The sequence below is a fragment of the Halomonas sp. hl-4 genome (assembly GCF_900215475.1).
Taxonomy (GTDB): domain Bacteria; phylum Pseudomonadota; class Gammaproteobacteria; order Pseudomonadales; family Halomonadaceae; genus Vreelandella.
The window spans coordinates 3,637,513-3,660,144 of record NZ_LT907845.1; the positions used below are offsets into that span (position 1 = coordinate 3,637,513).

Here is a 22,632-nt window from a genome sequence, read left to right on the forward strand (position 1 = left end):
GCTCGCTTGAAGAAAGTGACCGGCGTTATTGATCGTTTAGCAGTGGAAAACGTAGTGTCCAGCATAACCCGCCCAGCGTCGAGTGGGAGGCGATTAGGCTACCGTCATGAGCATGCATCAGCGCGCTGGCAATCGATAGCCCTAAGCCGCTACCGCCGCTGGCGCGGTTGCGCGAGCCTTCCACCCGGTACAGCCGTTCGGTGAGGCGCACAAGCTCGCTGTCGGGCACCCCAGGGGCGCTATCCTGCCAGGTAACCACGACCTCGTCGCCCTCGCGGGTCAAAGTGATCGCAAGCCTTCCCGGGGCGTCGGTGTAGGCGCAGCTGTTGTCCAGCAGGTTATCCCATAGCTGGCGCAAACGTTGAGCGTCGCCGCGGATCATCACATCCGGGGCGATCTGCTGGGTCAGGCTCAGGTCGCTGTCGTTAAGCCATCGTTCAGCGTCTTCCAGGCGACCGGCGAGGCTGTCGCTGAGGTTCAGCGGCGCCAGTTGAATATCCAGTGCCCCGGCATCGCTTTGCGAGAGCAGGCGCAGGTCGGTGACCAGGCGTTCCAGTTGATCGACTTCCTGGCCAAGGGACGTCAGGCTTTCGTGGTTCAGCGGTCGAATACCGTCCTGCATGGCTTCGATTTCACCACGCAGTACCGCCAGTGGGGTGCGCAGTTCGTGAGCGGTGTCGGATACCCAACGAGCGCGGGCGTTACGGCTGGCTTCCAAGGTGGCGGCCAGCACGTTGAAGTCCCGGGCTAGCCGCGAAAGCTCGTCGCGGCCGCGCTCAGAGAGGCGGCTATGATAATCGCCCTCGGTTAAGCGCCGTGTTGCCATGGCTAAAGCGCGGGTACGCCGACCCAGCCACCACGAAAGGCCTCCGGCCAATAGCAACGAGGCGATACCCAATGAAACGACGATAATCAGCAAGTTACGCTGCTGACGTTCGAGAAAGCGGTTCTCCATGCGCTCCATAACTTGCACGGGTGGGCGAAACCCCAGTTCACCGATGATCTCGTCGTCGCTACGCAGCGTGAGCCAGTGCCAATTACTCTCACCTTCATTATGCGGCGGCACTACAAAACGTTCATCGCGATCGCGCAGCACGAAGTCCTGAGCTTCGCCTAACGGGCTTGGGCGGTCGCGGTGCTCTCGACCCAAGGCGTGGCGCACCACCATCGGCCAGCGTTCTGGTGAGCGCTCAAGCCATTCCCAGCTCTCCCTGGGCTGCCAGCGAGTGACCAGACTGTCTGCGAGCAGGGTGGCTCGACGCTCCTGGGCCTGGTTGAGGTATTCAAGAAACCCCCGGTCGATACTGAACGAGACCGCCAGAAAGACCCCGGCGGAAATGGCCACGTTGACGCTCAGGATGATCATGAACAGCTTCAGCCCCAGCCGCGAGAAGCGCCAGTTGAAACGGCCCAGTGTCGAGCGTGACAGGGGAGGCGGCATTAGCGAACTCCTGGTGAATAGGGCTGGGGCGGGGTGCGAAACCGCTCGCGCAGATGCTCGAGGATTAGGTAGAGGCAAGGTACCAGAATCAGTAGGATCAGCGTTGCGAAGAGCATGCCAAAGCCCAGCGAGATGGCCATGGGGATCATGAAGCGTGCCTGACGGGAGGTCTCTAGAATCATCGGTGCGAGCCCCAGAAAGGTGGTCAAGGTGGTCATCATGATCGGCCGCAGACGACGGGTGGCCGCCGCCACAATCGCTTCGCGGGCGGCCATGCCCTCACGGCGCTTGCGGTTGGCGTAATCGATCAGTACCAGCGCATCGTTGATCACCACCCCCGAAAGCGCCAGCATGCCCAGCAGGCTGATAATCGACAGGCCAAAGCCCATCAGCATATGCCCGCCAATTGCCCCGACGATACCAAAGGGGATGGCGGCCATCACCAGCAAGGGTTGCAAGTAGCTTCTAAACGGAATCGCCAGCAGGGCATAAAGTGCGGCGATCATTAGCCACATGGCCGTGCGCAGCGTGGCGAGATTGTCGGCGGTATCCTGCTGACGCCCGCCCATGGTGACATCGAGCCCTGACCAGTTGCTTTCCAGGTCGGGAAAAACGTCAGTTTGTAAGGTGGCAAGCACCTGGTTGATCGGCAGGTCATCTTCAGCATCGGCAGTGACGGTGATCACCCGCCGGCCGTTAATCCGCTCAATGCCGCTGGAAGCCTGGCTAAGCGATATGTCCGCGACTCTGGAAAGCGGCACGCTGAGCCCGTCGGGCGTGCGCACCGGCAGCCGGTAGAGCTCGTTCAAGCTATTGCGGCTATCGCTGGGCAGTTTTACTTCGACGCTGACTTCGCTGCGGCCGACAAACTGCTCCAGCGCGGTGGCGCCTTGAAGAGGCCCACGTAAGGCTTGGGCCAGGTCGCTGCCGGTGAGGCCCAATGAGCGCCCTTCAGATGAAAGGCGCATTTCCAACTGGGGTTTGCCATCGCCAAGCCCACTGTCGATGTCGGTTAATCCGTAGTTGCCTAACGAGTCAGCTAGCTCACTGGCCGCCCCTTCAAGGACTTGGGTGTCGGGGTGTGAGAGGCGCAGGCTCAGTGCCGCTCCACTGCCTGGACCGCCCACATCTGATTCAAAGCGAACCGACTGCGCGCCCAGCAGGTCACCGGAGAGCGTGCGCCACTCTCGAGCGATACGCGACGGCGGCCACTCAGCCAAGCTGTCGCGGGCGATATCCAGTCGAACCTCAAGGCTCTCGCCGTCAAGGCGGCTGCGTGAGCTGGAAAATTCAAGCGACGGTTCCCGCTCGCTTAAGGCCTCGGCTGCTTCAAGCAACTGATCGCTCAGTTCGCGGCTGACGCTGACATGGGTGCCAATCGGCAGCGTGACCGTGGCCTGGACTTGGTCGGACTCGACCCGTGGCATCAGCGAGAAGCCAAGACGTCCGCTCATGCTCCAGGAAAGCGTCACCAGCAATATGACGATACCCAGCGCGACGGTCAGCCAGCGTACGTTGAGCGCCCGCTGCAAAAAGGGTTCGAACTGGTGATAGGTAAAATGATGCAGCCCGCCCTGCATGCGTTGGCGTAGGGCTTCCAGCGGGCGTTGCCAAAGGGGAGTCTTGCGGGGTTTACGGCTGTGGGACAGGTGCGCAGGCAGAATAAATAGTGCTTCGGCCCAGGAAATTAAAAATACCGTAATCACGACAACGGGCACGGTGGCAAAAATCAGTCCTAGAAAGCCGGGTAAAAACAACAGCGGTAAAAAGGCGACGATGTTGGAAAGTATTGCAAACGTCAGCGGCGTGGCGATTTCTCGGGCACCTTTGACGGCCGCATCGCGTAGTGAATAGCCTTCTTCGCGATAGCTGTAGATATTTTCACCAACGATAATCGCATCGTCGACGACAATGCCCAGTGCGATAATAAACGCGAACATCGACATCATATTCAGCGACACGCCGATCCAGGGCAGAAACAGCATCGCGCCTAAAAATGCCGTGGGAATGCCCAATGTGACCCAGAAGGCCAGTCGGGCTTCCAGAAACAGCGCCATCAGCACCAGCACCAGAGCCAGTCCCATCCAGGCATTTTTCAGCAGCAGGCTCAGCCGGTCTTCGTAAACTTCTGAGCTGTCGCGGGAAATATCCAGACTAACGCCTTCCGGCAAGCCAGCGCGCAGGCGTTCAAGCTCGCCGTTAACCGCCTCTGAAATACTGGTCGGTGTTTGATCGCCGATCTGGTAAACGTCCACCGACAGGCCAGGCTGACCATTATAGAATTCCTCACGGTCGGTTTCGGCAAAGCCCTCGCGCACGTTGGCGATATCGCCCAGTTTAATCGGGGCGCCCTGGGTGCTGGTAAGAACAGGCAATTCGGCGAAGGCATCGGCGCTGTTGCGGCGCCCCTGGTAGCGGATCAGCCATTCGCCTTCGTCGGTGGTCAACTGGCCGCTGGCTAAGTCTAAGGCTTCCTCGCCAATGATGCTGGCAAGTGCCTGATGATCCAGGCCGTAACGTTCAATGGCTTCATCATCCAGTAGCACTTGGATTTCCCGGTCGCGGTTACCGGAAAGCTCCGCACGGGAAAGGCCATCGGTGGCCTGTAGCTCCGCCCGGACATTTTCTGCGACATCGTGCAGCGTCCCCAGGTCGGTCTGGCCGTAAACCTGCAGGCTCAACACGCTGCGTGTACGCCCAGCCAGAGTGAAGCGGGGTGGGTCAGCAGCGCTGGGCAAGGTGGTGATCGCGTTAACCGACTGTTGGATATCCTGGTACGCGCGCATTACGTCGATGCCATCCACCAGCGTGGCGCTCAGGTTGGCGCTGCCTTCGCTGGCGCTGGCTGTCAGTTCATCAATGCCCTCGACGTCGGAAATAGTCGCTTCAACGGGCAGCAGCAGGCTTTGCTCAATATCTTCCGGTGTGGCGCCCGGGTAGTTAATGGTGACCTGGACAACTTCGGTTTCAAATTCCGGGAATATTTCTTTTTTGATGGCAAGCGAAGCCATGAGTCCGCCAACAATAAACAGGATCATCAACAGATTCGGGGCAACGCCGTGGTCGACCATCCACGCCAGGGGGCCTCTACGCAGCATCAGGTGTCACCTTCGCTGTCGCTTGAGGGTGTGTCGTCGCGTTGCCGTATGCGTACTTGCTGGCCTTCGCTTGGCTGTGCCAACCCCGCCGTCACGACGCGTCGGCCATCGGCCAGGCCGCTGCTGACCAGCGCATGTTCCTGGCCTCGATAGGCTAGCGTGACCTGGCTGCGCTGCAGGCGGTTATCGTCGTCGACCCACCACACCTGCTCGCCAGGCCGTAGCGCGGCGGAGGGCAGGGCGATGAGATTAGGCTTAGAGGTGGTTTCATATGAGGCACGTACAACATCGCCCAGGCGCAGGGCGGGCCCTTCTGTGTTCAGCGCGAGTGGGTCATCAACGGCAATCAAAAGCTGCGCCTGCAGGCCGTTTTCTTCAAGCGCAGGAAGCATGGACACCAGCGCGCCTTCGCGCTGTTCATCATCAGGCCAGCCACTACTGGTCAAGGTTACACGGCTGCCTTCTTTCAACCAGTAAAGCCATTCTCCAGGCAGCGATGCGCGCACCCAAAACTGCTCGACGCCTACTAAATGCAACACCTCAGTCCCCAGGCTCAACAGGCTGCCAGCGCCCACCAGACGCTCCTGCACCATGGCTCGCCAGGGCGCGCGCAGGGTGGCCCGCTCCAGATTCAGTGCGGCTTGGTCGCGGGCGACGCGTGCCTGGGACACCAGCGCTTGGGCCTGACGCAGCTGTGGCTCACGCAGCACCAAGGCCCTGCGTTCCGCCGAGAGTTGACGCCCAAACGACTCGTACTCACTGCGAGCGCGTTGCTGCTCGGCCTGCTCTAAGGCGAGCTGCGCCTCGGCATCCGCTAACTGCGCCTCAGCGTCTTCAAGGGCTAACTGTAAGTCGGCTTGGTCGATATAGGCGACGGGGGCATCTTGTTCCACCACTTGGCCGGGCAGCACACCGTCGGCGAATCGTTCTAGCTGGCCGGCGACCCGGCTGGCGAGCATGGCTTCCTGCTCCGCTTCAACGCGTCCATAGCCTTGCAAATCGGGTGACCGAGCGGATGATGATACGCTGACCACATCGACCAGCGGTGGCGTCGGCTCAGGTGGCGATTGCCGCTCTATACGTGGGGGTCGGGTCACGATCCACCATGCTAACGTAACCCCTGCAATCAGAACGAGCAGCGCGGCCACGGCGCTCAGCCGGATGCGACCATGCTGCGAAGTTGAGAAAGAGCGGCGGTATGTCATGGTCGCGGGTCATCCATTGGCGGAAAGCGAAACTTAGAGCGATAGGGGCGTATCATGCTAGCATCACCTATCGTCACGCAGCGATTAGGTAAGCAATGTGTAAATTGCGTGCAACTCGCTTTGCAAAGCGTCGATATTGTTGCAACGTGGCGTGAGGGGCTTTTGGGCTGACGCTTCACTTGATAATAATAGACTGACTGGTCTACTTTTAATGTTATGAAAAACACCGCTACGCGCGACAAACTTATTGAGACCGGTGCCGAATTGTTCGGCCAGCACGGTTATAATGCCACAGGTATCAATGCCGTATTGAAAACCTGCGGCGTACCGAAAGGCTCGTTTTACCACTACTTCTCTAGCAAAGAGGAGTTTGGCCTGGCGGTGATTGACCAATTTGCGGCTGCCTACGACGCACAGCTTGCCGAGCTTCTGGAAGATTCCACGACGCCACCGCTTGAGCGGCTTAGGCGCTATTTTGCTGCCGGACGTGAGCACATGTGCAACTGTGATCACGCCACCGGCTGCTTGATCGGTAACCTTGGCCAGGAACTTTCCGGGCAAAGCGATACCTTTCGCGATGCCTTGGACCGCGTTTTTCAGCACTGGGAGCAGCATTTGGTAGGCTGCTTGCAGGGCGCTCAGGGAGCTGGCGAACTAAGCGCAGCTGTGCCTGCTGACGCTCTCGCCAGCTTTATTCTCTCCGGCTGGGAAGGGGCGATTCTGCGAGCCAAGACGCTTAAGTCGGTGGTGCCGATGGAGCAATTTGAAGCGATTTTATTCCAGCAGGTGCTGGTGCCTCCCGCTTAGCGCTTGTCAGTCCACTTGCGCTTTTAGTTAGTGGCGAGCACGAAAGTGATGCTCATGAGTGGCTACATCGTTTTGAACTGCGGCTATCAGGGCGTCATCAAGTGAAGGGTCATCCAGCGTTATTAAACCGCACTGTGCCAGCGCTTCACGTAGGCTGATCTGCTCATCCAAGCGTTGATACACTACCCGAACACAGCAGGGCATGCGCTCGCTGTTATCCGCTACGCCTATTTTTAAGCCGGTTAAACGCGTCACTTGGCTCTGAAAGCTCGGAAATAGAATCGTCTGGGTGATTTCGTGGCCGTTAAGGGTTTCGTGGTCGACCAAAAACAGCCGATCCGCAAGCTTAACCGCGGTGCCCACATAGCGATTGTGGCACGGGCGGGCGTCGGGGGCGGTCTGCATCCGCTCGGTGCGCTGATAAACGACGCCACCCTCCCGCTTTTCCAGGCAAACCAGGGTACGCATTAACTGCCCCGGTCGGGACATCGAATGATACAGCTCAAAGTAGCGGCCTATATAGCGCTCCATCCCTTCACTGCCGCGCTGCACCAGCGCGTTAGGCCAAGGCAGTGTTGCTGGGGATGCTTCTGACTTTAGTTGGCCGGTTTGTACCAGGGCACGAAAATCGTGATGGGCAAGAACAATGTCCTCAGTGGTCACACCAAAAAAGTGACAAATGCGCTGAAGTGCCGCGTGGCTGGGACGATAGCGCCCACTCAGGTAGCGGTTAAACTGAGCGCGGTTGATCGTTAAACGCCGACAAACCTCAGCAATGGACGGGTAGTAGCTGCATAGCAGGCGCAGGTTGGCCACAAAATCGTCATGCATGGGGTGACTCGATTCTCTTAGTATCGTGGCTGCCTAATGTGATGGTTCACGCCCCAGAGTGCAACGCTTTCCCGTTTGCCGGGCAACCCTTGCCATCGAGGCTCAAAGCGTAAAAAGCTATGCTATAAGGGAGCCTGTTATATCACCAACAAGCACAGCAAAAGGCTTTTGCAGTAAGCCAGGAGCACGCCATGTTTCAAGGGTTTGAAAAAAATAAACGCCAGGTTAACGGCGTCGAGATCGCGTTTCGACAGGGCGGCAATGGCCCTGCGCTACTGCTGCTCCACGGCCACCCGCAAACCCATGTGATTTGGCATAAAATTGCGGAAACGCTTGCCCAGCACTTCACGGTAATCACCGCGGATCTGCGCGGCTATGGCGACAGCAGTAAACCCGACGACGACCCCGAGCACGTTAATTATTCCAAACGCACCATGGCGGCCGATATGGCCGAGCTTATGAGCGCGCTCGGTTTTGAGCATTTCAAAGTGCTTGCCCATGACCGAGGCGCGCGGGTCGCCCACCGATTAGGGATTGACCACGCTGGGCGTGTCGAGCGTATGGTGCTGTTGGATATTGCCCCTACGCTTGCCATGTATCGGGGCACCACCGAGGCCTTTGCGCGTAGCTACTGGCACTGGTTTTTCCTGATTCGCCCTCAGCCACTGCCGGAAATGTTGATTCAGAGTGACCCCGCTCAATACCTGAAAAGCGTGATGGGCGCCCGCAGCGCGGGCATGGCGCCTTTCTCATCTGAAGCGCTAGCGGAATACGAGCGCTGCCTATCACTCCCTGGTACCGCCACCGGTATTTGCGGCGACTATCGCGCCAGCGCCACGATTGATTTGGAACATGATCAGGCAGATATCGACGCGGGTGTAAAACTCACCTGCCCGCTAAAAGTGATGTGGGGCGCCGAAGGGGCCATTGAAGCCTGCTTTGATGCCTTAGCAGAGTGGCGCAAGGTAGCCACTCAAGTCGACGGCAAAGCGCTCCCTTGCGGCCACTATATCGCCGAGGAGATCCCCGAACTATTGCTTGAGGAAGCGCTGCCGTTTTTGTCAGGAAATAATATATAGATGAATATTCGTCCTGAGTGCAAAGAAGTGAAACAAAATAAAGCGCAACCCCGTGCATTTATTAAAGCACTGATTTTAACACCGTTGGTTACTACATTGCCGCTGCTTCCGATCGTGCCTTTCGGTACCATGGTGGCCGTTGGTGCTTGGGTTTTAGGGCTTCCTCCTTTCATTATTTTAGCTTTGCCAATACTTATACGTATAGTTAGGAAACCGAATTTTAGTATCTGGATAGGCATTCCAATAGGTTTTGGTTTGCATCTTGTTGCTGCATGCGTTGGAGCTCTAGGGATGTATTTCTTAGATTTTATGCAGGCCATTGATGGTTTTGTAATGATGGCGATGATCTTTGGTTTTATCTTCGCGCCGTTGTGGTGCGTGCTCTTTTTGCTGTTCTACCATACAAATTTACGGACATGATGCTGTAAAGCCAACCAGCGAGCGATAAGCATAGTTCTCTATGCTTTCTGAGTTTCCCGTGTCAGAAGCCAAGACGAACCGGGTAAAAAACTGGATAATGGCCGCCATCAGCCTATGGCCCCAAGGCCCTTAGCACATTTATCTATCCGGACGCCCGCTCATGGAAATCAAAGTCAACTATCTCGACAACCTCCGCCTGGAGGCCAAGTTCGACGATTTTACGGTCACCTCCGACCAGCCAATTCGCTATAAGGGCGATGGCTCGGCGCCCGGGCCGTTTGACTACTTCCTGGCCTCATCGGCCATGTGCGCGGCCTACTTCGTCAAGGTGTACTGCAACGCGCGCAATATTCCTACCGAGAACATCCGCCTGTCGCAGAACAACATCGTCGATCCGGAAAACCGCTACAAGCAGATTTTCAAGATCCAGGTCGAGCTGCCCGAGGATATCTCCGAGAAGGATCGAGAAGGCATGCTGCGCTCCATCGATCGCTGCACGGTGAAGAAGGTCGTCCAGACCGGCCCTGAGTTCCAGATCGAAGTGGTCGAGAATATCGACGAAGACGCCCAGGCTTTGCTGATGGGCGCGCCGGAAGGCAGCCATACCTATATCGAGGGTAAAGACCTGCCGCTGGAGCAGACCATTGCCAACATGAGCGGGATTCTGGCCGACCTCGGCATGAAAATCGAGATCGCCTCCTGGCGCAATATCGTGCCCCACGTCTGGTCGCTGCATATTCGCGACGCGGCCTCGCCGATGTGCTTTACCAACGGCAAAGGCGCCACCAAAGAGAGCGCACTCTGTTCAGCCCTGGGCGAGTTTATCGAACGTCTGAGCTGCAACTTCTTCTATAACGACCAGTACTTCGGTGAAGAGATCGCGGGTAGCGACTTTGTTCACTACCCCAATGAGAAGTGGTTCAAGCCGGGCCCGAATGATGAACTGCCTGCGGAGATTCTCGACGAGCACTGTCTGGCGATCTACAACCCGGAAGGCGAGCTGTGCGGTTCAAACCTAATCGATACCAACTCGGGCCGTGAAGATCGGGGCATTGTTTCGCTGCCCTTTGTGCGCCAATCCGATGGTGAAACGATCTACTTCCCCTCCAACCTGATCGAAAACCTGTTCCTCAGTAACGGCATGAGCGCGGGCAATACCCTGGTGGAAGCCCAGGTACAGTGCCTCTCAGAAATCTTCGAGCGGGCGGTAAAACGAGAAATCCTCGAGCAGGAGCTCGCCCTTCCGGACGTGCCGCAGGAAGTGTTAGCCAAGTACCCAAGCATAGTTGAGGGCATTAACGCCCTGGAAGCCCAGGGCTTCCCGGTGCTGGTCAAAGATGCCTCTATGGGCGGGCAGTTCCCGGTCATGTGCGTGACCTTGATGAACCCGCGCACCGGCGGCGTGTTTGCTTCCTTTGGCGCCCACCCAAGCTTTGAAGTAGCGCTGGAGCGCAGCTTGACCGAGCTGCTCCAGGGCCGCAGCTTCGAGGGCTTGAATGATCTGCCGCTGCCCACCTTTAATTCGCAAACGGTTGCCGAGCCGAACAACTTTGTTGAGCACTTTATCGACTCGGTGGGCGTAGTCTCCTGGCGCTTCTTTAGCGCCAAGCCTGACTTTGAGTTCAGCGAGTGGGATTTCTCCGGCAGCAACGAAGAAGAGGCTGAAACGCTATTTGGTATCTTTGAGGAACTGGGCGCCGAAGTGTATATGGCGGTGCACGAGGATTTGGGTGCGCCGGTGTGCCGTATTCTGGTGCCGGGTTACTCGGAGGTGTATCCCATCGAAGACTTGATCTGGGATAATACCAATAAAGCGCTGGATTACCGCGAAGATATTCTCAACCTGCACCGCCTGGATGACGATCAACTCACCGATCTGGTCGAGCGCCTGGAAGACAGCCAGATGGACGACCACACCGATATCATCACGCTGATCGGTATCGAGTTTGATGAAAACACCGAGTGGGGCCAGTTGACCATTCTGGAGCTGAAACTGCTGGTCTACATGGCGTTGCAGCGTCATGAAGAGGCGCTGGACTGCGTGCAGATGTTCCTGCAGTACAACGACAATACCGTCGAGCGTGGCCTGTTCTATCAGGCCGTGAATGCAGTGCTGGAAATTGTCCTGGATGATGAACTGGAATTGAGTGATTACCTGCATAACTTCCAGCGCATGTTCGGGGAAGCCACCATGGCGGCGGTAGTGGGTTCGGTAAGCGGTGAGGTGCGTTTCCATGGTCTAACGCCGACCAACATGCAGCTCGAAGGCCTTGAGCGCCACCAGCGCTTGATCGAAAGCTATAAGAAGCTCCACGCGGCACGGGCGGCAACTGCCGATATGTAAACTACCCAGCTATTAACAGATCGCGAATCAAACGGCGCGCCTCTTTAACGGAGGCGCGCCGTTTTTTTATGGGTGATGCACTTTGATGCACCCGGTGATGCAGTGAGTGCACACAACTGCACCGCTGCGCCAAATTCAATCCTGCCCCAGGCTTGTTAAAACACTCCCCGCGGCGCGAATTCATAACGCGCGATAGCAAACGACGCCAATTCCAACATAACGCTAATACAAAAACGCGGAGAGAATCACATGCTTGATATGCTCAATGACCTCCTATGGGGGAAGGTTCTGCTAGTGCTGCTGGTGGGGGTTGGCATCGGTTTTACCGTTGCGTCCCGCTTTGTGCAGTTTCGCTATTTCGGTGAGATGTTTCGCATCCTGGGTTCCGGTCAAGCCTTTAAGCGCAACAAGCATGGCCATCTAAGCTCGTTCCAGGCACTGGTGCTGTCGGTGGCCGGTCGCGTAGGCGGCGGCAACATCGCAGGCGTGGCGGTGGCGATTACGCTGGGCGGCCCAGGGGCGATTTTCTGGATGTGGCTGGTGGGTTTGATGGGTATGGCCACCAGCTTTTTGGAGTGCACCCTGGCGCAGACCTATAAAGAGGCCGTCGGTGACGGCACCTATCGCGGCGGGCCTGCTTACTACATCGTTAAAGGGCTGGGTAAACAGTGGCGCTGGCTGGCAGCGTTCTACTCGGTACTGCTGCTGTTGACCTTCGGTTTTGCCTTTACCGCGCTGCAATCCTACGCGGTGGCAACCTCCTTCGGTGACGCCTTCGGCGTGCCGGTGCTGTATAGCGGTATTGCCCTGGCGATGCTGGTCGGGCTGATTATCTTCGGTGGTATCAAGCGTATTGCGCGTATTTCCGAGATTTTAGTGCCCTTTATGGCCATCGGTTATATTGCTGTCGCACTGCTGGTCATCGCCATGAATATTACCGAAATACCTGGCGTGATTGCGCTGATTGTGAAAAGTGCCTTCGGCCTTGAACCACTGATTGGCGGCGGTATTGGCGCGGCGATCATGATGGGTCTGAAGCGCGGCCTTTTCTCCAACGAAGCGGGCCTGGGCAGTGCGCCCAATGTGGCGGCGGTTGCTTACGTGCCGCACCCTGCCAACCAGGGCATCGTGCAGGCGTTTTCGGTATTTATCGATACGGTGATTATCTGTTCCGCTACGGCGTTTTTGATCCTGCTCAGCGGTGCGTATGACCCCGCTGCGGGCGCAGGTGTTGAGGGCATTGCGCTAACTCAAGCCGCATTGGCCGACCATGTGGGCGAATGGGGTCGCACCTTTGTCAGCCTGGCGCTGCTGCTGTTTGCTTTCAGCACCATTCTGTACAACTACTATCTGGGCGAGAACAGCCTCAACTTCTTCAGCCGCGATAACCAGAACCTGTTTAACGCCTTCCGCGTGGCCATCGTGCTGCTGGTGTGCTGGGGCGCAACCACCGATTTGGGCACCGTGTTCGGCTTTGCCGATGTCACCATGGGGCTTCTGGCCGTGGTTAACCTGATTGCGCTGATCATGCTGTTCATGCACGGCCTGCGCATTTTGAAAGACTTCGATGGGCAGCGTCGTCAGGGGATCAAGCAGCCGATTTTTGATGCCAACCAGCACCCGGATCTCGACCTGGATCCCAAAGCCTGGGAGCTGGACCCTGAAGAGGCTGATGCATTAAAGAAGCGCCTGGAAGGCGCGCCTGCGAAGTAAGCAATCATCCAGGTTGTAACGATAAGGCAAGGAGAGTCCATGCCCCGCGTACTGATGCTGTATACCGGCGGGACGGTGGGTATGCAGCCATCGCCACAAGGCTACGTGCCCTGCGCGGGGCTGGCCGAACGCCTGGCCGCGCACTTGGCCCTGGGCGATCCTTATCGGCTGCCGGCGTTTGATGTGATTGAAATGCAGCCGCTGATGGATAGCGCTGAGCTAATGCCCGAGGCCTGGAACCGCCTAGTGGCGCTACTGGAAAGCCATTGGCAGCACTACGATGCGTTTGTGGTGCTCCACGGCACCGATACCATGGTGTACAGCGCCGCGGCGCTGTCGTTTATGCTCGGTGCGCTGAACAAGCCGGTGATCTTCACCGGCTCCCAAATTCCACTGGGTGAGCCCCGCAGTGACGCGCTGAATAATGTCGTCAGCGCGCTGCAGCTGGCGGCGCATGCCGCGACACCTTGCGAAGTAAGCCTGGCCTTTCACGACCGGCTGCTGCGCGGTAACCGAGCGCGCAAGGTGCGCACTCAAGGCCTGGATGCCTTCGACTCACCCAACTTCCCTTGGCTAGCGGAGCTAGGCATCAGCGTAAGGTTTCCCCAGCCCTCAGCGTTGCTGAGCGGTATACCGAACTTCGCCCCTATCACGGTGGACGACGAGGCGGTCGCGGTACTGCCGCTGCATCCGGGGATGTCGCTGCGCCGTGCCAAGGCGTTGCTGGCTGATGAGAGTCTTAAAGGCCTGGTGCTTTACAGCTACGGCGTTGGCAACCCGCCCAGCTTTGCAGGCGAGCTGCTTGACGCCCTGAAAGCGGCCAACGAGCGTGGCGTCGCGCTGCTAAACGTGACGCAGTGTGCCCAGGGTGAGGTGGTGCAGGGCGCCTACGCCACCGGTGCCGCGCTCAATCAGGCCGGTGTTATCGCGGGCGGCGATATTACGCTGGAAGCCGCCCTGGCAAAGCTCACCGTTCTACTTGGCCGCGGGCTATCGGGTCTTGCACTGCGACATTGTCTGAAAAGCGCGGTAAGGGGGGAGTGCTGTCATACTGATCAATGATTGTCGGGTATGGCTAACCCGACAGCGACAGAAAAAACAGAATCAACGGCGGGGATAGTAACGAGAGAATAAACCCGCTGACCACGGCGATGGGCACGCAGGCCACGCCGCCGTGCTGTTGAATCACGGGCAGGGTGAAGTCCATTGAAGTGGCACCGCCATAGCCAATCGCCAATGCCGTGTGGCGATGAATGACCAGCGGTATCAGGATGAATGCCAGCAGCTCGCGGGTCAGGTCGTTGAAAAACGCCACACCGCCCATTAGCGGGCCTAGCTGGTCGCCGATCAGAATGGCCGAAAGCGAGTACCAGCCAAAGCCTGCGGCCATGGCGAGGCCTTCATTCCAGCTTAGCGAGAGTAGCGGGGCGGCCAGTAGACCTGCCAGCAGGGAGCTGAGCGCCAGCGTGACGGCAATCGCCAGCCCCAGGCGGTTGAGCAGAATCTGCTTGAGCGGCATGCCCGAGTTGCGCAGCTGGCAGCCGATCAGCGCCAAGAGGCAATACAGTACCCATTCAGCCAACAAGTCCGCCGTCGTGAACAGCGCTTCACCCAGGTGAGGGCCAGCCAGCAGTCCGAACATAACGCCGCCGGCTACCACGGCGACCAACAGCAGCGAGCCTTGCATCGCGGCGAGCTTGCTAGTAGGGGCATCTTTTACCACCGGTGAATTACCCGCCTTAAGAGCCACGCGGCGCGATAGCCACCACAGCGCTGTTAAGTTAAACAGCGTGGTAATGCTAAATAGCAGCAGGGCGTTGCCGCCCAACTTGGAAAGTTGGCTAGTAAGATTCTCAAGTCCAGCAAGGCTGATGCCCATCAGCAGTAGGATGATGTAAACGGCACTATTAACGGCATGGTTGATACGTTGCTGCCAGCGTAACGAGGGAACCCGCACCAAGTAACCCACCAGCAGCGGGAGCAGGACAATCAGTAATCCAGAAAGCATTTAAGGCGTTGCGCCCCCGTCTGGGTTGAATTCGGTCAAGGCAATCTGCGTTTCACGCTCGCCATTTTTGATGTATTGAGCCGATAGCACAAGCCCAGGCCAGTCTGGATGAAAGCTTAAGTGAAGCTCGCGATTACTTTTTTCTGTATTCAGCATGACCACATTCAGTGCGTCAAACTCACCGGCAGGAACACTGATCGGTGCTTGGCTATCCACATAATACTGGTAGTGTTCCTCTTCCCCTTCGTGGTCGAGGAAGCGAAGATCGCAAGGCGCCTCTTCGCTGCAGTTTTCCTTGCCCGCGCGGCGGGAAAGATCGAATAGGGCGGTTTGCCGGTCAAGTGTTGTAAGCTCGCTTTCCCTTAGCTGGTAGTCGTTGCCGATGCCAAACAACGAGTAGCGGCTGTTATAGAGCAGCGCGCGGGTGCTGTCGTCCGCGACGCTGAAACGGCTGCGCTCCTCGCCACTAACGACCGCAATTGAGAAGCGCATATCGCTACGCCAGTGGCTATCCGCCTTACTTAAGTGGTGGGTAATAGTGGCACTTGGCCAACCACTCACGCTCAAGCGGTACTTGGCCTCGAAGGGTTGCGGCGCGGTGAGTGCCGTACTGGACGCACTGGCATCGGATACGATGAGTCCTGTAAGGCAAAGTGTTGTCGCAGCGACAACGCATCGCGGGTAGTGACGATATTGAGATAGGGCGCATCGCATAGTGAGTCTCCCTGACAAGCGGTGGTCCAGCCAATTGAATAGCGTAGCGCTATCATACCGTGGACGATAGGTGTTTCAGGGCGTCACTCAGCTTCACTGGATAATCGCTTTCGCCTTTCTCTATTGCTGTCACTGAGGCAGGGAAGCGAGGTAATGCATCCGCAACGCGAGAAGTCGCCTGTTGTGTTTGCGCCATCGCATCGGGGACGACGACACCGTGTTGAACCACCGGACGTAGCAGGGCTTCTCCGGGGATGCCGGTTTCATCGCGCTGAGCAATCGTGTCGCCGATATACTGCCCAGCAGCATCCTGGTGACGGTATACCTGCTTGCGTGTCGGCAGGTTAAGCTTGCCGGGAGAGTGTTTAGCCCGCGGCTTTCCAGCGTATTCGACCAGTTTATACGAGAGGTCGATCACCGGCGCATCTGCCGACACGCCCATTTGGGTGCCGACACCAAAGGCATCGATCGGCGCGTCCTGGGCAATAAGCTCGGCAATGCCATGTTCATCCAAGCCGCTACTGGCAATAATCTTGATGGTGGTGAAACCGGCGTCGTCAAGTAACGCGCGGGCACTCTTGGCAAGAGTACCGAGATCGCCGGAATCGAGGCGAACGGCGCCAACCGATAAGTTTGGTGTTTCGCGCAGCATATCAATCACATGCCTGACGCCCTGTAGCGTATCGTAGGTGTCGACCAGTAACGTGGTGTTGGGATAGTGACCAGCGAATGCACGAAATGCCGATGGCTCATCGTCATGGGCAAGAATATAGCTGTGCGCCATGGTGCCATTTAGAGGTAAGTCATGACGCAGCCCGCCGAGCACATTACTGGTGCCGCTTAGTCCGGCGGTTTTGTAGGCACGGACGCCACGCACGGCGGCGTCAATACCGTGTACGCGCCGCATACCAAAATCCACTACCGGCCGACCTCCTGCCGCCCACACGATACGAGCGGCCTTGGAAGCGAGCACCGTTTCCACTTGCACCAGGTTCATGACCAGACTCTCAAGCAGCTGTGCCTCGGCGATGGGGGCGTCTACTTCAAGCAGCGGCTGATGCGGGAAAAGCGGCGTTCCTTCGGGTACGGCCCAGATGTCCCCCGAAAAGCGCCAGTTCGACAGCCAGCTCAGAAAATCGTCCTCAAAGCGCCCGGTCGAGGCGAGTTTTTTAATCGCCGTATCGTTAAAGCGCAGTTGGCTAAGCGTAGCCGCCGCGTGCTGCTGGCCGCAGGCGAGGATAAACCGACGCGATGAGGGGAGCTTGCGGAAAAACAGGCTGAAGGTGGCGGGCGTCTCATGCACCCCTTCTTTCCAGTACGCCTGAGTCATGGTTAGTTGATAAAGGTCGGTTAATAGCGCCAACTCGTCGTCTGCAACGCTCAACGATAACGGTTCATTCATGCGCGTACCCCGGCCCCAGCGTCCTGCATCTCATTGCAACAACGCTCGATCGCGTCAGGGTCGACTGCGGCGGATAACGTTGCTAATAGCAGGGTGGTAAAGCCTTCTCTGCAGGCTTCAAGTACTGTGGCGTGGACACATACATCCAGCGCCAGGCCGCAAACCACAACACGCTTGATGCCTTTTTCGCGTAAATAATCGCCAAGCCCAGTGCCATCGAACGCCGAGTAGGCATCGGCATTAAACGCCGTGGCTTTGCTGACGCGAATGACCTCGTCAGGCAGCGTGAGGTCGGGGTGAAATGCAGCCCCCGGGGTATCCTGAACGCAGTGGACCGGCCAGGGCCCGCCTCGGTGGGTAAAGCTGATATGGTCCACTGGATGCCAGTCGCGGGAAGCTACTACGCTGGCACCAGCGTTTAGGGCTGTGGCGATTTCGGCGTTGATGCCGGGCACCAGGGCGCTACCGCCGTTAATCGCAAGGGCGCCCCCTTCGCAAAAATCGCGTTGCATATCGACCACCAACAGCGCGTCATGGCGTTGATAATGGAGGGAGGACGTCATGAAGCGTTTCTCCTTCGTTTCCAATAGGTTAATAATCCCTTATCGGTATGAACAAGATGCCAATCCGAGTGTTTCAGCGCTCAGTACCCCGCCTCGGGGTCGATGGTCGTCACGGAATCCCCTGCTTCAAAGGCATGCACGTAAGCAATGACTTGGTCGATGGCGGCGCCGAGTGGCGTGGGGGCTGCCATATGCGGCGTGATAATAACTTTGGGGTGCTGCCACAACGGATGATCACCGGGTAGCGGCTCTTCTTCGAAGACGTCAAGCAATGCACCGCGGATATGGCTCAATTGGTTGCCTTTACCTAGCGCTTCTAGCAGTGCCTGCTCATCAATTAAGCTTCCCCGGCCAGGGTTAATAACGCTGGCACCCGGCGGTAATTGGGCAAGTCGTTCGGCGTTTAAAATATGCTGGGTTTCTGAAGTATCGGGCAGAATCGTCACGATCGTTTGCACTTGGCCAAGTAACTCGCTAAGCCCGTCATCACCATGGTAACACTGCACACCAGCGATATGTTTAGGCGAACGGCTCCAGCCGAGGACCGGGAATCCTGCCTGGTTAAGTGCATTGGCCACATAGCGGCCAATCGAACCCAAACCGAGTATCCCCACCGGCCACTGGGATTTTTCGACCACCGCCTGGGGTTGCCAAGTGGCGCTTTGCTGCTGTTGCGCATAGCGGTCCATGCTGCGGTAAAAATGCAGTACCCCGTACAGCACATAATCCGCCATTAGCTCGCCCATCCCTGCATCGCGCAGCTTTACGATGGGCACGTCAGTTGGCAGGCCAGGGGTTTTAAGCAGGTAGTCGACCCCCGCACCGAGGTTGATAATGCCTTTTAGCTGAGTTTGTTCCTTGATCAAGTGCGCAGGGGCTTTCCAGACGGCGAGGTAATCGGCGTTCTGTCGCTCCTCGGCTGGCGCGCTACTGGTCAGCACCTGGGCCTCGGGGAAGGCATCAGCCAACGCCTTTTGCCACTGCTCGGCTTCATCAATATGCACAACAATCTTCATGACGGCTTCTCTCGCTAGCGGATCTTTCTCTCAGGCTATCATGATAAGCGATGAACGCCGTGGTCGACTTGCTTAGTGCAAATTATGCTGCCGTATGCACATTTTGTCATAAAGGCTTTGACCGGCAACCAAGGGTGAGTGCTAGTATCGGCTCAAGACGACATTGGCGGGCCTACTGTGGCGGTGGCCAGGTCGATCCTGCGGCCCAGCGCCGCTTAATGATAAAAGCAGCGCTGGTTCTTAGTGATCTTTAATGGCGAATTGCCCGATGACTCAGGTTTCCCTGCCCTTCACCCGTGAAGAGTATGCTAACCGCCTCTGGAAGGTGCGTGCTGAAATGGCCGGTCGGGGCATTGACGTATTGATCGTCAGTGATCCCTCAAATATGGCGTGGCTTACCGGTTACGACGGTTGGTCGTTTTATGTGCACCAGTGCGTTTTGGTGGGCTTAGAGGGTGAGCCGGTGTGGTTTGGCCGCCGTATGGACGCCAATGGCGCGCTGCGCACCTGCTGGATCGACCCTGATAACATCACCTACTATCCGGATTATTATGTGCAGAATCCGGACATGCACCCGATGGAGTATCTGGCCCAGTCGATCATGCCCGACCGCGGCTGGCATACAGGCGTTGTCGGCATGGAAATGGATAACTATTATTTTTCCGCCAAAGCCTACCAGAGTCTGCTGCACGAGCTGCCCCATGCGCGTTTTATGGATGCCAACGCTCTGGTGAACTGGTGCCGGTCGATTAAATCACCGCAAGAAATCAGCTATATGCGCACGGCCGCCAAAATTGTGGAAGGCATGCATACACGTATTCTGGAAGTCATTGAGCCCGGCCTACCCAAAAGCAAGCTGGTGTCAGAGATATACCGCGTGGGCATTGAAGGCTTTGTCGATGAAAACGGCAAAGTGTTTGGGGGGGATTACCCTGCCATTGTGCCCATGTTGCCCACCGGCAAAGACGCCGCTGCGCCGCACTTAACCTGGGACGATACCCCGTTTCGTGAAGGCGAAGGCACGTTTTTTGAGATTGCCGGGGTATTTAAGCGCTATCACGCGCCAATGTCGCGTACGGTATTTCTGGGTAAGCCGCCAATGGATTTTATCCGTGCAGAGTCGGCGCTGCTCGAAGGCATTGATAACGGGTTGGCGGTGGCCAAGCCGGGCAACCGCACGGCGGATATTGCCATGGCGCTGGGTGCTGCCATGGATAAATATGGTTTTGACCGTGGTGGCGCCCGTTGTGGCTATTCGATCGGGCTTTCCTATCCCCCCGATTGGGGTGAGCGCACCATGAGCCTGCGCCCCTCGGATGACACCGTTCTGCGGCCCGGCATGACATTTCATTTTATGCCCGGCTTATGGGTGGAGGACTGGGGCCTGGAAATTACCGAAAGCATCTTAATCACCGAGAGCGGCTGCGAAACGCTGGCCAACTTTCCACGCCAGCTGTTTGTTAAGTAAAAGGAAGACACCATGACGATTCCCTCCAGCCAACAAAGGCCCAGTCCGATTTCGGCCACCGTGGACTTAGACGCTGATGGCGTGCAGCACGGCTTTTTAAAGTTACCTATCTCCACTGATGAATCCGCCTGGGGTGCGGTGATGATCCCGGTCACCGTGGTCAAAAACGGTGAAGGCCCCACGGCACTGCTCACGGGTGGCAACCATGGCGACGAGTACGAGGGCATTACCTCACTGTTGAAGCTATCTTCGACGCTTAAAGCGCAAGACGTCACAGGACGGGTGATTATTGTGCCCTGTATGAATACGCCAGCGGTGATGGCCGGTAAACGCACCTCGCCATTGGATAAAGGCAACCTCAATCGGAGCTTCCCCGGCGACCCTAACGGCAGCGTTACCTCGCAAATTGCCGACTACTTTACCCGCGTGTTGGTGCCGATGAGCGATGTGGTGCTCGACCTGCACTCCGGTGGCCGCACGTTGGATATTCTGCCGTTTGGTGCGTCCCACGTGCTGGATGACAAAGCCCAGCAGCAAGCCGCTTTGGAAGGCGCGAAAGCCTTTGGCGCCCCCTACGCCATGGTGATGTTTGAATTGGATGCCGAAAAACTCTTCGATACCGCCTGCGAACGGCAGGGTAAGGTGTTTGTGGCCACTGAGCTTGGCGGAGGTGGCACCTCCACGCCCCAAAGCATCGCCATCACAGAGCGAGGCGTGCGCAACTTTTTAGTCCATTACGGCCTAGTGGAAGGCGAGGTGGAAATGCCCGCAGGCGGTCAGGTATACCTCGATATGCCCGACGCCAGCTGTTACGTACAGAGCCAGCATTCTGGCGTGCTCGAACTGCTGGTGGCGCTGGGTGACGAAGTCAAGAAAGGCCAGACCATTGCCTATGTATACGACATGACCCGCAGCGGTACGGCGCCTGTGGCCTATAAAGCGGAGCGAGATGGCGTCTTGATGGCTCGCCGCGCGCCCTCGTTAATCAATATGGGGGACACCCTGGCGGTGGTTGCCGATGTTGTTGAACGCCTGGAGGCGTGACATTTGGCATGATGAAACTTGACCGTTATGACCTGAAAATCCTCGACATTCTCTCCCGCGATGGGCGGATCACCAAGTCGAAACTGGCTGAGGCAATTAACCTCTCGGTCAGCCCTTGCTGGGAGCGGGTAAAACGGCTGGAAAAAGCCGGGGTCATCCAGGGTTACAGTGCACGCATCGACGCCGAGGTGCTGGTGCCACGCAACCCCGTCTGGGTGCAGATTGAGCTTAAACAGCACAACGCCTACAGCTTCACCCGCTTTGAAGCGCTGGTCATGCAAACCCCAGAAGTTACTGAGTGTGTTGCGGTAGGCGGCGGTGTGGATTACCTGGTGAAGTTCGAAACCCGCACCATCGATAGCTACCAGCGACTGATGGATAAATGGCTGGTCTCTGATGCGGGTATCGAACGCTACTTTACCTATATTGTCACCAAAACCGTTAAGCGTGTGTCCATTGGCATTGATACTGACGATTTTGCGTAAATTTAGCGATTGATCTTGCCTAACGTTTTTTTGTCTTCCAGGTATCAAGCCATGCTTGAAAGCGGTTACGTTTCCTGGAAAAGGCATCGCCTGCGGCATTTAAATTATCGCCAACCTCTTCAAAAACGGGCGATAGACGTTCGCGACGAAAGCGTCGCCAGCGGTAATAACCGTACCCTGAGGCGGTCCCAAGTGTAATCAGAAATAATGTTGTGAACCAGTTGAAGGGCTTTTCCTCAGGTCCGTCGACGGGCGTAATTGAAATGGCGTTGGGGAAAATGGAAAAGAAGATACTCCTCCAACCAAAATACTTGATGGCGACCCACTGAGGGTCTGCTTTTGTGGAGACCAGGTCGCTGGCCTCGGTATAAAGATTGGCGGTATCGAATTTGAAATAGGGGGGCCAGCCCCAGCCGGTATCCTCATTGCGATAAACAATGGTGCGACCATTGCCACGGATACCCTGGATGAATTGCACGTCACGGTTCATCAATCGCTTCGATTGGGCGGTTGGGTCAGACCAGAAGATACGTGTCCAGTCATCCAGATCGATACGTTCCTCGTGAGTATTAACAATACGCACGACATCGTACTTGGGTAAGCTGTAGTGTAAAAACGCCCCGAACAGCGTCCAGAAAAAAATCAATAAAAACCATTTCACATAGACCATTGGGGTCGCCTCACATGTAATTGGTGACGTAGAGGATAAGCAAGACGGCACTCGGCGGCGTAACGTAGACCAAGTGAATCAACTTGCGCCGCAGTGAGCGGTCATATTGCTGCAAACCTTGTCGTATAAAAGCGTTTCGGCTAAGCAGCGGAGCTTCACGCTTCCAGCGCTTTTGTAACGCCAAGCGTTGACTGCAACGCATATAGGCTGCGAGCGAGTTGTATAGAATGAAAAGCGTCACAACGAACGTCAGAACGAGTCGCATGAAGGGAAGCAATGGGGGCTCCTCCGCTGAGCTTTTGGGTGGTGTTATTGGCTGCCAAT

19 protein-coding genes are annotated in these 22,632 nt (G+C 57.0%); 9 read left to right on the forward strand and 10 right to left on the reverse strand.

Going from position 1 to position 22,632, the window contains the following annotated elements; all coding sequences use genetic code 11:
• Nucleotides 1–25 precede the first annotated feature (25 nt).
• From CPH17_RS17080 to CPH17_RS17090, 3 genes are read right to left on the reverse strand one after another with little or no spacing between them, the layout of a single operon-like run.
• Complete coding sequence (locus CPH17_RS17080; RefSeq protein WP_096300478.1) at nt 26–1,441, reverse strand: ATP-binding protein; 1,416 nt, start codon at nt 1,439–1,441, stop codon at nt 26–28.
• Entirely contained in the window at nt 1,441–4,539 is a 3,099-nt protein-coding gene (locus CPH17_RS17085) for an efflux RND transporter permease subunit (protein WP_096300480.1), read from the reverse strand. The genes CPH17_RS17080 and CPH17_RS17085 overlap by 1 nt, the downstream gene beginning before the upstream one ends.
• Nucleotides 4,539–5,744 carry an efflux RND transporter periplasmic adaptor subunit gene (locus tag CPH17_RS17090; RefSeq protein ID WP_096300482.1) on the reverse strand — a complete coding sequence of 402 codons (1,206 nt, stop codon included), beginning with the start codon at nt 5,742–5,744 and terminating at the stop codon, nt 4,539–4,541. Before CPH17_RS17090 ends, CPH17_RS17085 begins: the two co-directional genes overlap by 1 nt.
• A 216-nt stretch (nt 5,745–5,960) precedes the next feature.
• Here CPH17_RS17090 and CPH17_RS17095 point away from each other — a divergent pair, with 216 nt between their 5' ends.
• A complete protein-coding gene (locus CPH17_RS17095) occupies nt 5,961–6,551 on the forward strand; it encodes a TetR/AcrR family transcriptional regulator (protein ID WP_096300484.1) in 591 nt (196 codons plus the stop codon).
• Between the two features lie 27 nt (nt 6,552–6,578).
• On the opposite strand, the gene CPH17_RS17100 is transcribed toward CPH17_RS17095, so the two are convergent.
• Entirely contained in the window at nt 6,579–7,382 is an 804-nt protein-coding gene (locus CPH17_RS17100; protein ID WP_096300486.1) for a helix-turn-helix domain-containing protein, read from the reverse strand.
• Nucleotides 7,383–7,573: 191 nt separating this feature from the next.
• On the opposite strand from CPH17_RS17100, the gene CPH17_RS17105 reads away from it, so the two are divergent.
• From CPH17_RS17105 to CPH17_RS17125, 5 genes are all read left to right on the forward strand, one after another.
• Nucleotides 7,574–8,461 carry an alpha/beta fold hydrolase gene (locus tag CPH17_RS17105; RefSeq protein WP_096300488.1) on the forward strand — a complete coding sequence of 296 codons (888 nt, stop codon included), beginning with the start codon at nt 7,574–7,576 and terminating at the stop codon, nt 8,459–8,461.
• A complete protein-coding gene (locus CPH17_RS17110; RefSeq protein ID WP_096300490.1) occupies nt 8,462–8,881 on the forward strand; it encodes a hypothetical protein in 420 nt (139 codons plus the stop codon).
• A gap of 160 nt (nt 8,882–9,041) precedes the next feature.
• On the forward strand, nt 9,042–11,225 hold the full coding sequence (locus CPH17_RS17115; RefSeq protein WP_096300492.1) for an OsmC domain/YcaO domain-containing protein: 2,184 nt from the start codon (nt 9,042–9,044) through the stop codon (nt 11,223–11,225).
• Between the two features lie 249 nt (nt 11,226–11,474).
• The gene (locus CPH17_RS17120; RefSeq protein WP_074395422.1) at nt 11,475–12,938 is read left to right on the forward strand and encodes an alanine/glycine:cation symporter family protein; all 1,464 of its coding nucleotides are present in this window, start codon (nt 11,475–11,477) and stop codon (nt 12,936–12,938) included.
• Nucleotides 12,939–12,977: 39 nt separating this feature from the next.
• Nucleotides 12,978–14,000: an asparaginase domain-containing protein gene (locus CPH17_RS17125; RefSeq protein ID WP_074395423.1), complete on the forward strand. Its 1,023-nt coding sequence runs from the start codon at nt 12,978–12,980 to the stop codon at nt 13,998–14,000.
• 13 nt (nt 14,001–14,013) lie between these two features.
• Here the strand turns inward: CPH17_RS17125 and CPH17_RS17130 are convergent, their stop codons facing one another.
• The 5 genes from CPH17_RS17130 to CPH17_RS17150 form a co-directional block, all read right to left on the reverse strand.
• Nucleotides 14,014–14,946: a lysine exporter LysO family protein gene (locus tag CPH17_RS17130; RefSeq protein ID WP_074395424.1), complete on the reverse strand. Its 933-nt coding sequence runs from the start codon at nt 14,944–14,946 to the stop codon at nt 14,014–14,016.
• Nucleotides 14,947–15,660: a hypothetical protein gene (locus CPH17_RS17135; protein WP_074395425.1), complete on the reverse strand. Its 714-nt coding sequence runs from the start codon at nt 15,658–15,660 to the stop codon at nt 14,947–14,949.
• 52 nt (nt 15,661–15,712) lie between these two features.
• The gene (locus CPH17_RS17140; RefSeq protein ID WP_074395426.1) at nt 15,713–17,062 is read right to left on the reverse strand and encodes a nicotinate phosphoribosyltransferase; all 1,350 of its coding nucleotides are present in this window, start codon (nt 17,060–17,062) and stop codon (nt 15,713–15,715) included.
• Nucleotides 17,059–17,625 carry a nicotinamidase gene (locus CPH17_RS17145; protein WP_074395427.1) on the reverse strand — a complete coding sequence of 189 codons (567 nt, stop codon included), beginning with the start codon at nt 17,623–17,625 and terminating at the stop codon, nt 17,059–17,061. Before CPH17_RS17145 ends, CPH17_RS17140 begins: the two co-directional genes overlap by 4 nt.
• Nucleotides 17,626–17,705: 80 nt before the next feature.
• Nucleotides 17,706–18,641, reverse strand: coding sequence for a 2-hydroxyacid dehydrogenase (locus tag CPH17_RS17150; protein ID WP_074395428.1), 936 nt, complete (start codon nt 18,639–18,641; stop codon nt 17,706–17,708).
• A gap of 268 nt (nt 18,642–18,909) precedes the next feature.
• On the opposite strand from CPH17_RS17150, the gene doeA reads away from it, so the two are divergent.
• Genes doeA through CPH17_RS17165 form a run of 3 tightly spaced genes read left to right on the forward strand, consistent with a single transcriptional unit; the run spans nt 18,910 to nt 21,638 of the window.
• Entirely contained in the window at nt 18,910–20,109 is a 1,200-nt protein-coding gene (gene doeA / locus CPH17_RS17155) for an ectoine hydrolase DoeA (protein ID WP_074395429.1), read from the forward strand.
• Nucleotides 20,110–20,121: 12 nt separating this feature from the next.
• The gene (gene doeB, locus CPH17_RS17160) at nt 20,122–21,153 is read left to right on the forward strand and encodes a N(2)-acetyl-L-2,4-diaminobutanoate deacetylase DoeB (protein WP_074395430.1); all 1,032 of its coding nucleotides are present in this window, start codon (nt 20,122–20,124) and stop codon (nt 21,151–21,153) included.
• An 8-nt stretch (nt 21,154–21,161) separates the two neighbouring features.
• Nucleotides 21,162–21,638, forward strand: coding sequence for an Lrp/AsnC family transcriptional regulator (locus tag CPH17_RS17165; RefSeq protein WP_074395431.1), 477 nt, complete (start codon nt 21,162–21,164; stop codon nt 21,636–21,638).
• A 19-nt stretch (nt 21,639–21,657) separates the two neighbouring features.
• Here CPH17_RS17165 and CPH17_RS17170 read toward each other — a convergent pair whose 3' ends face one another.
• The gene (locus CPH17_RS17170) at nt 21,658–22,308 is read right to left on the reverse strand and encodes a DUF1523 family protein (RefSeq protein ID WP_074395432.1); all 651 of its coding nucleotides are present in this window, start codon (nt 22,306–22,308) and stop codon (nt 21,658–21,660) included.
• Nucleotides 22,309–22,632: the final 324 nt, after the last annotated feature.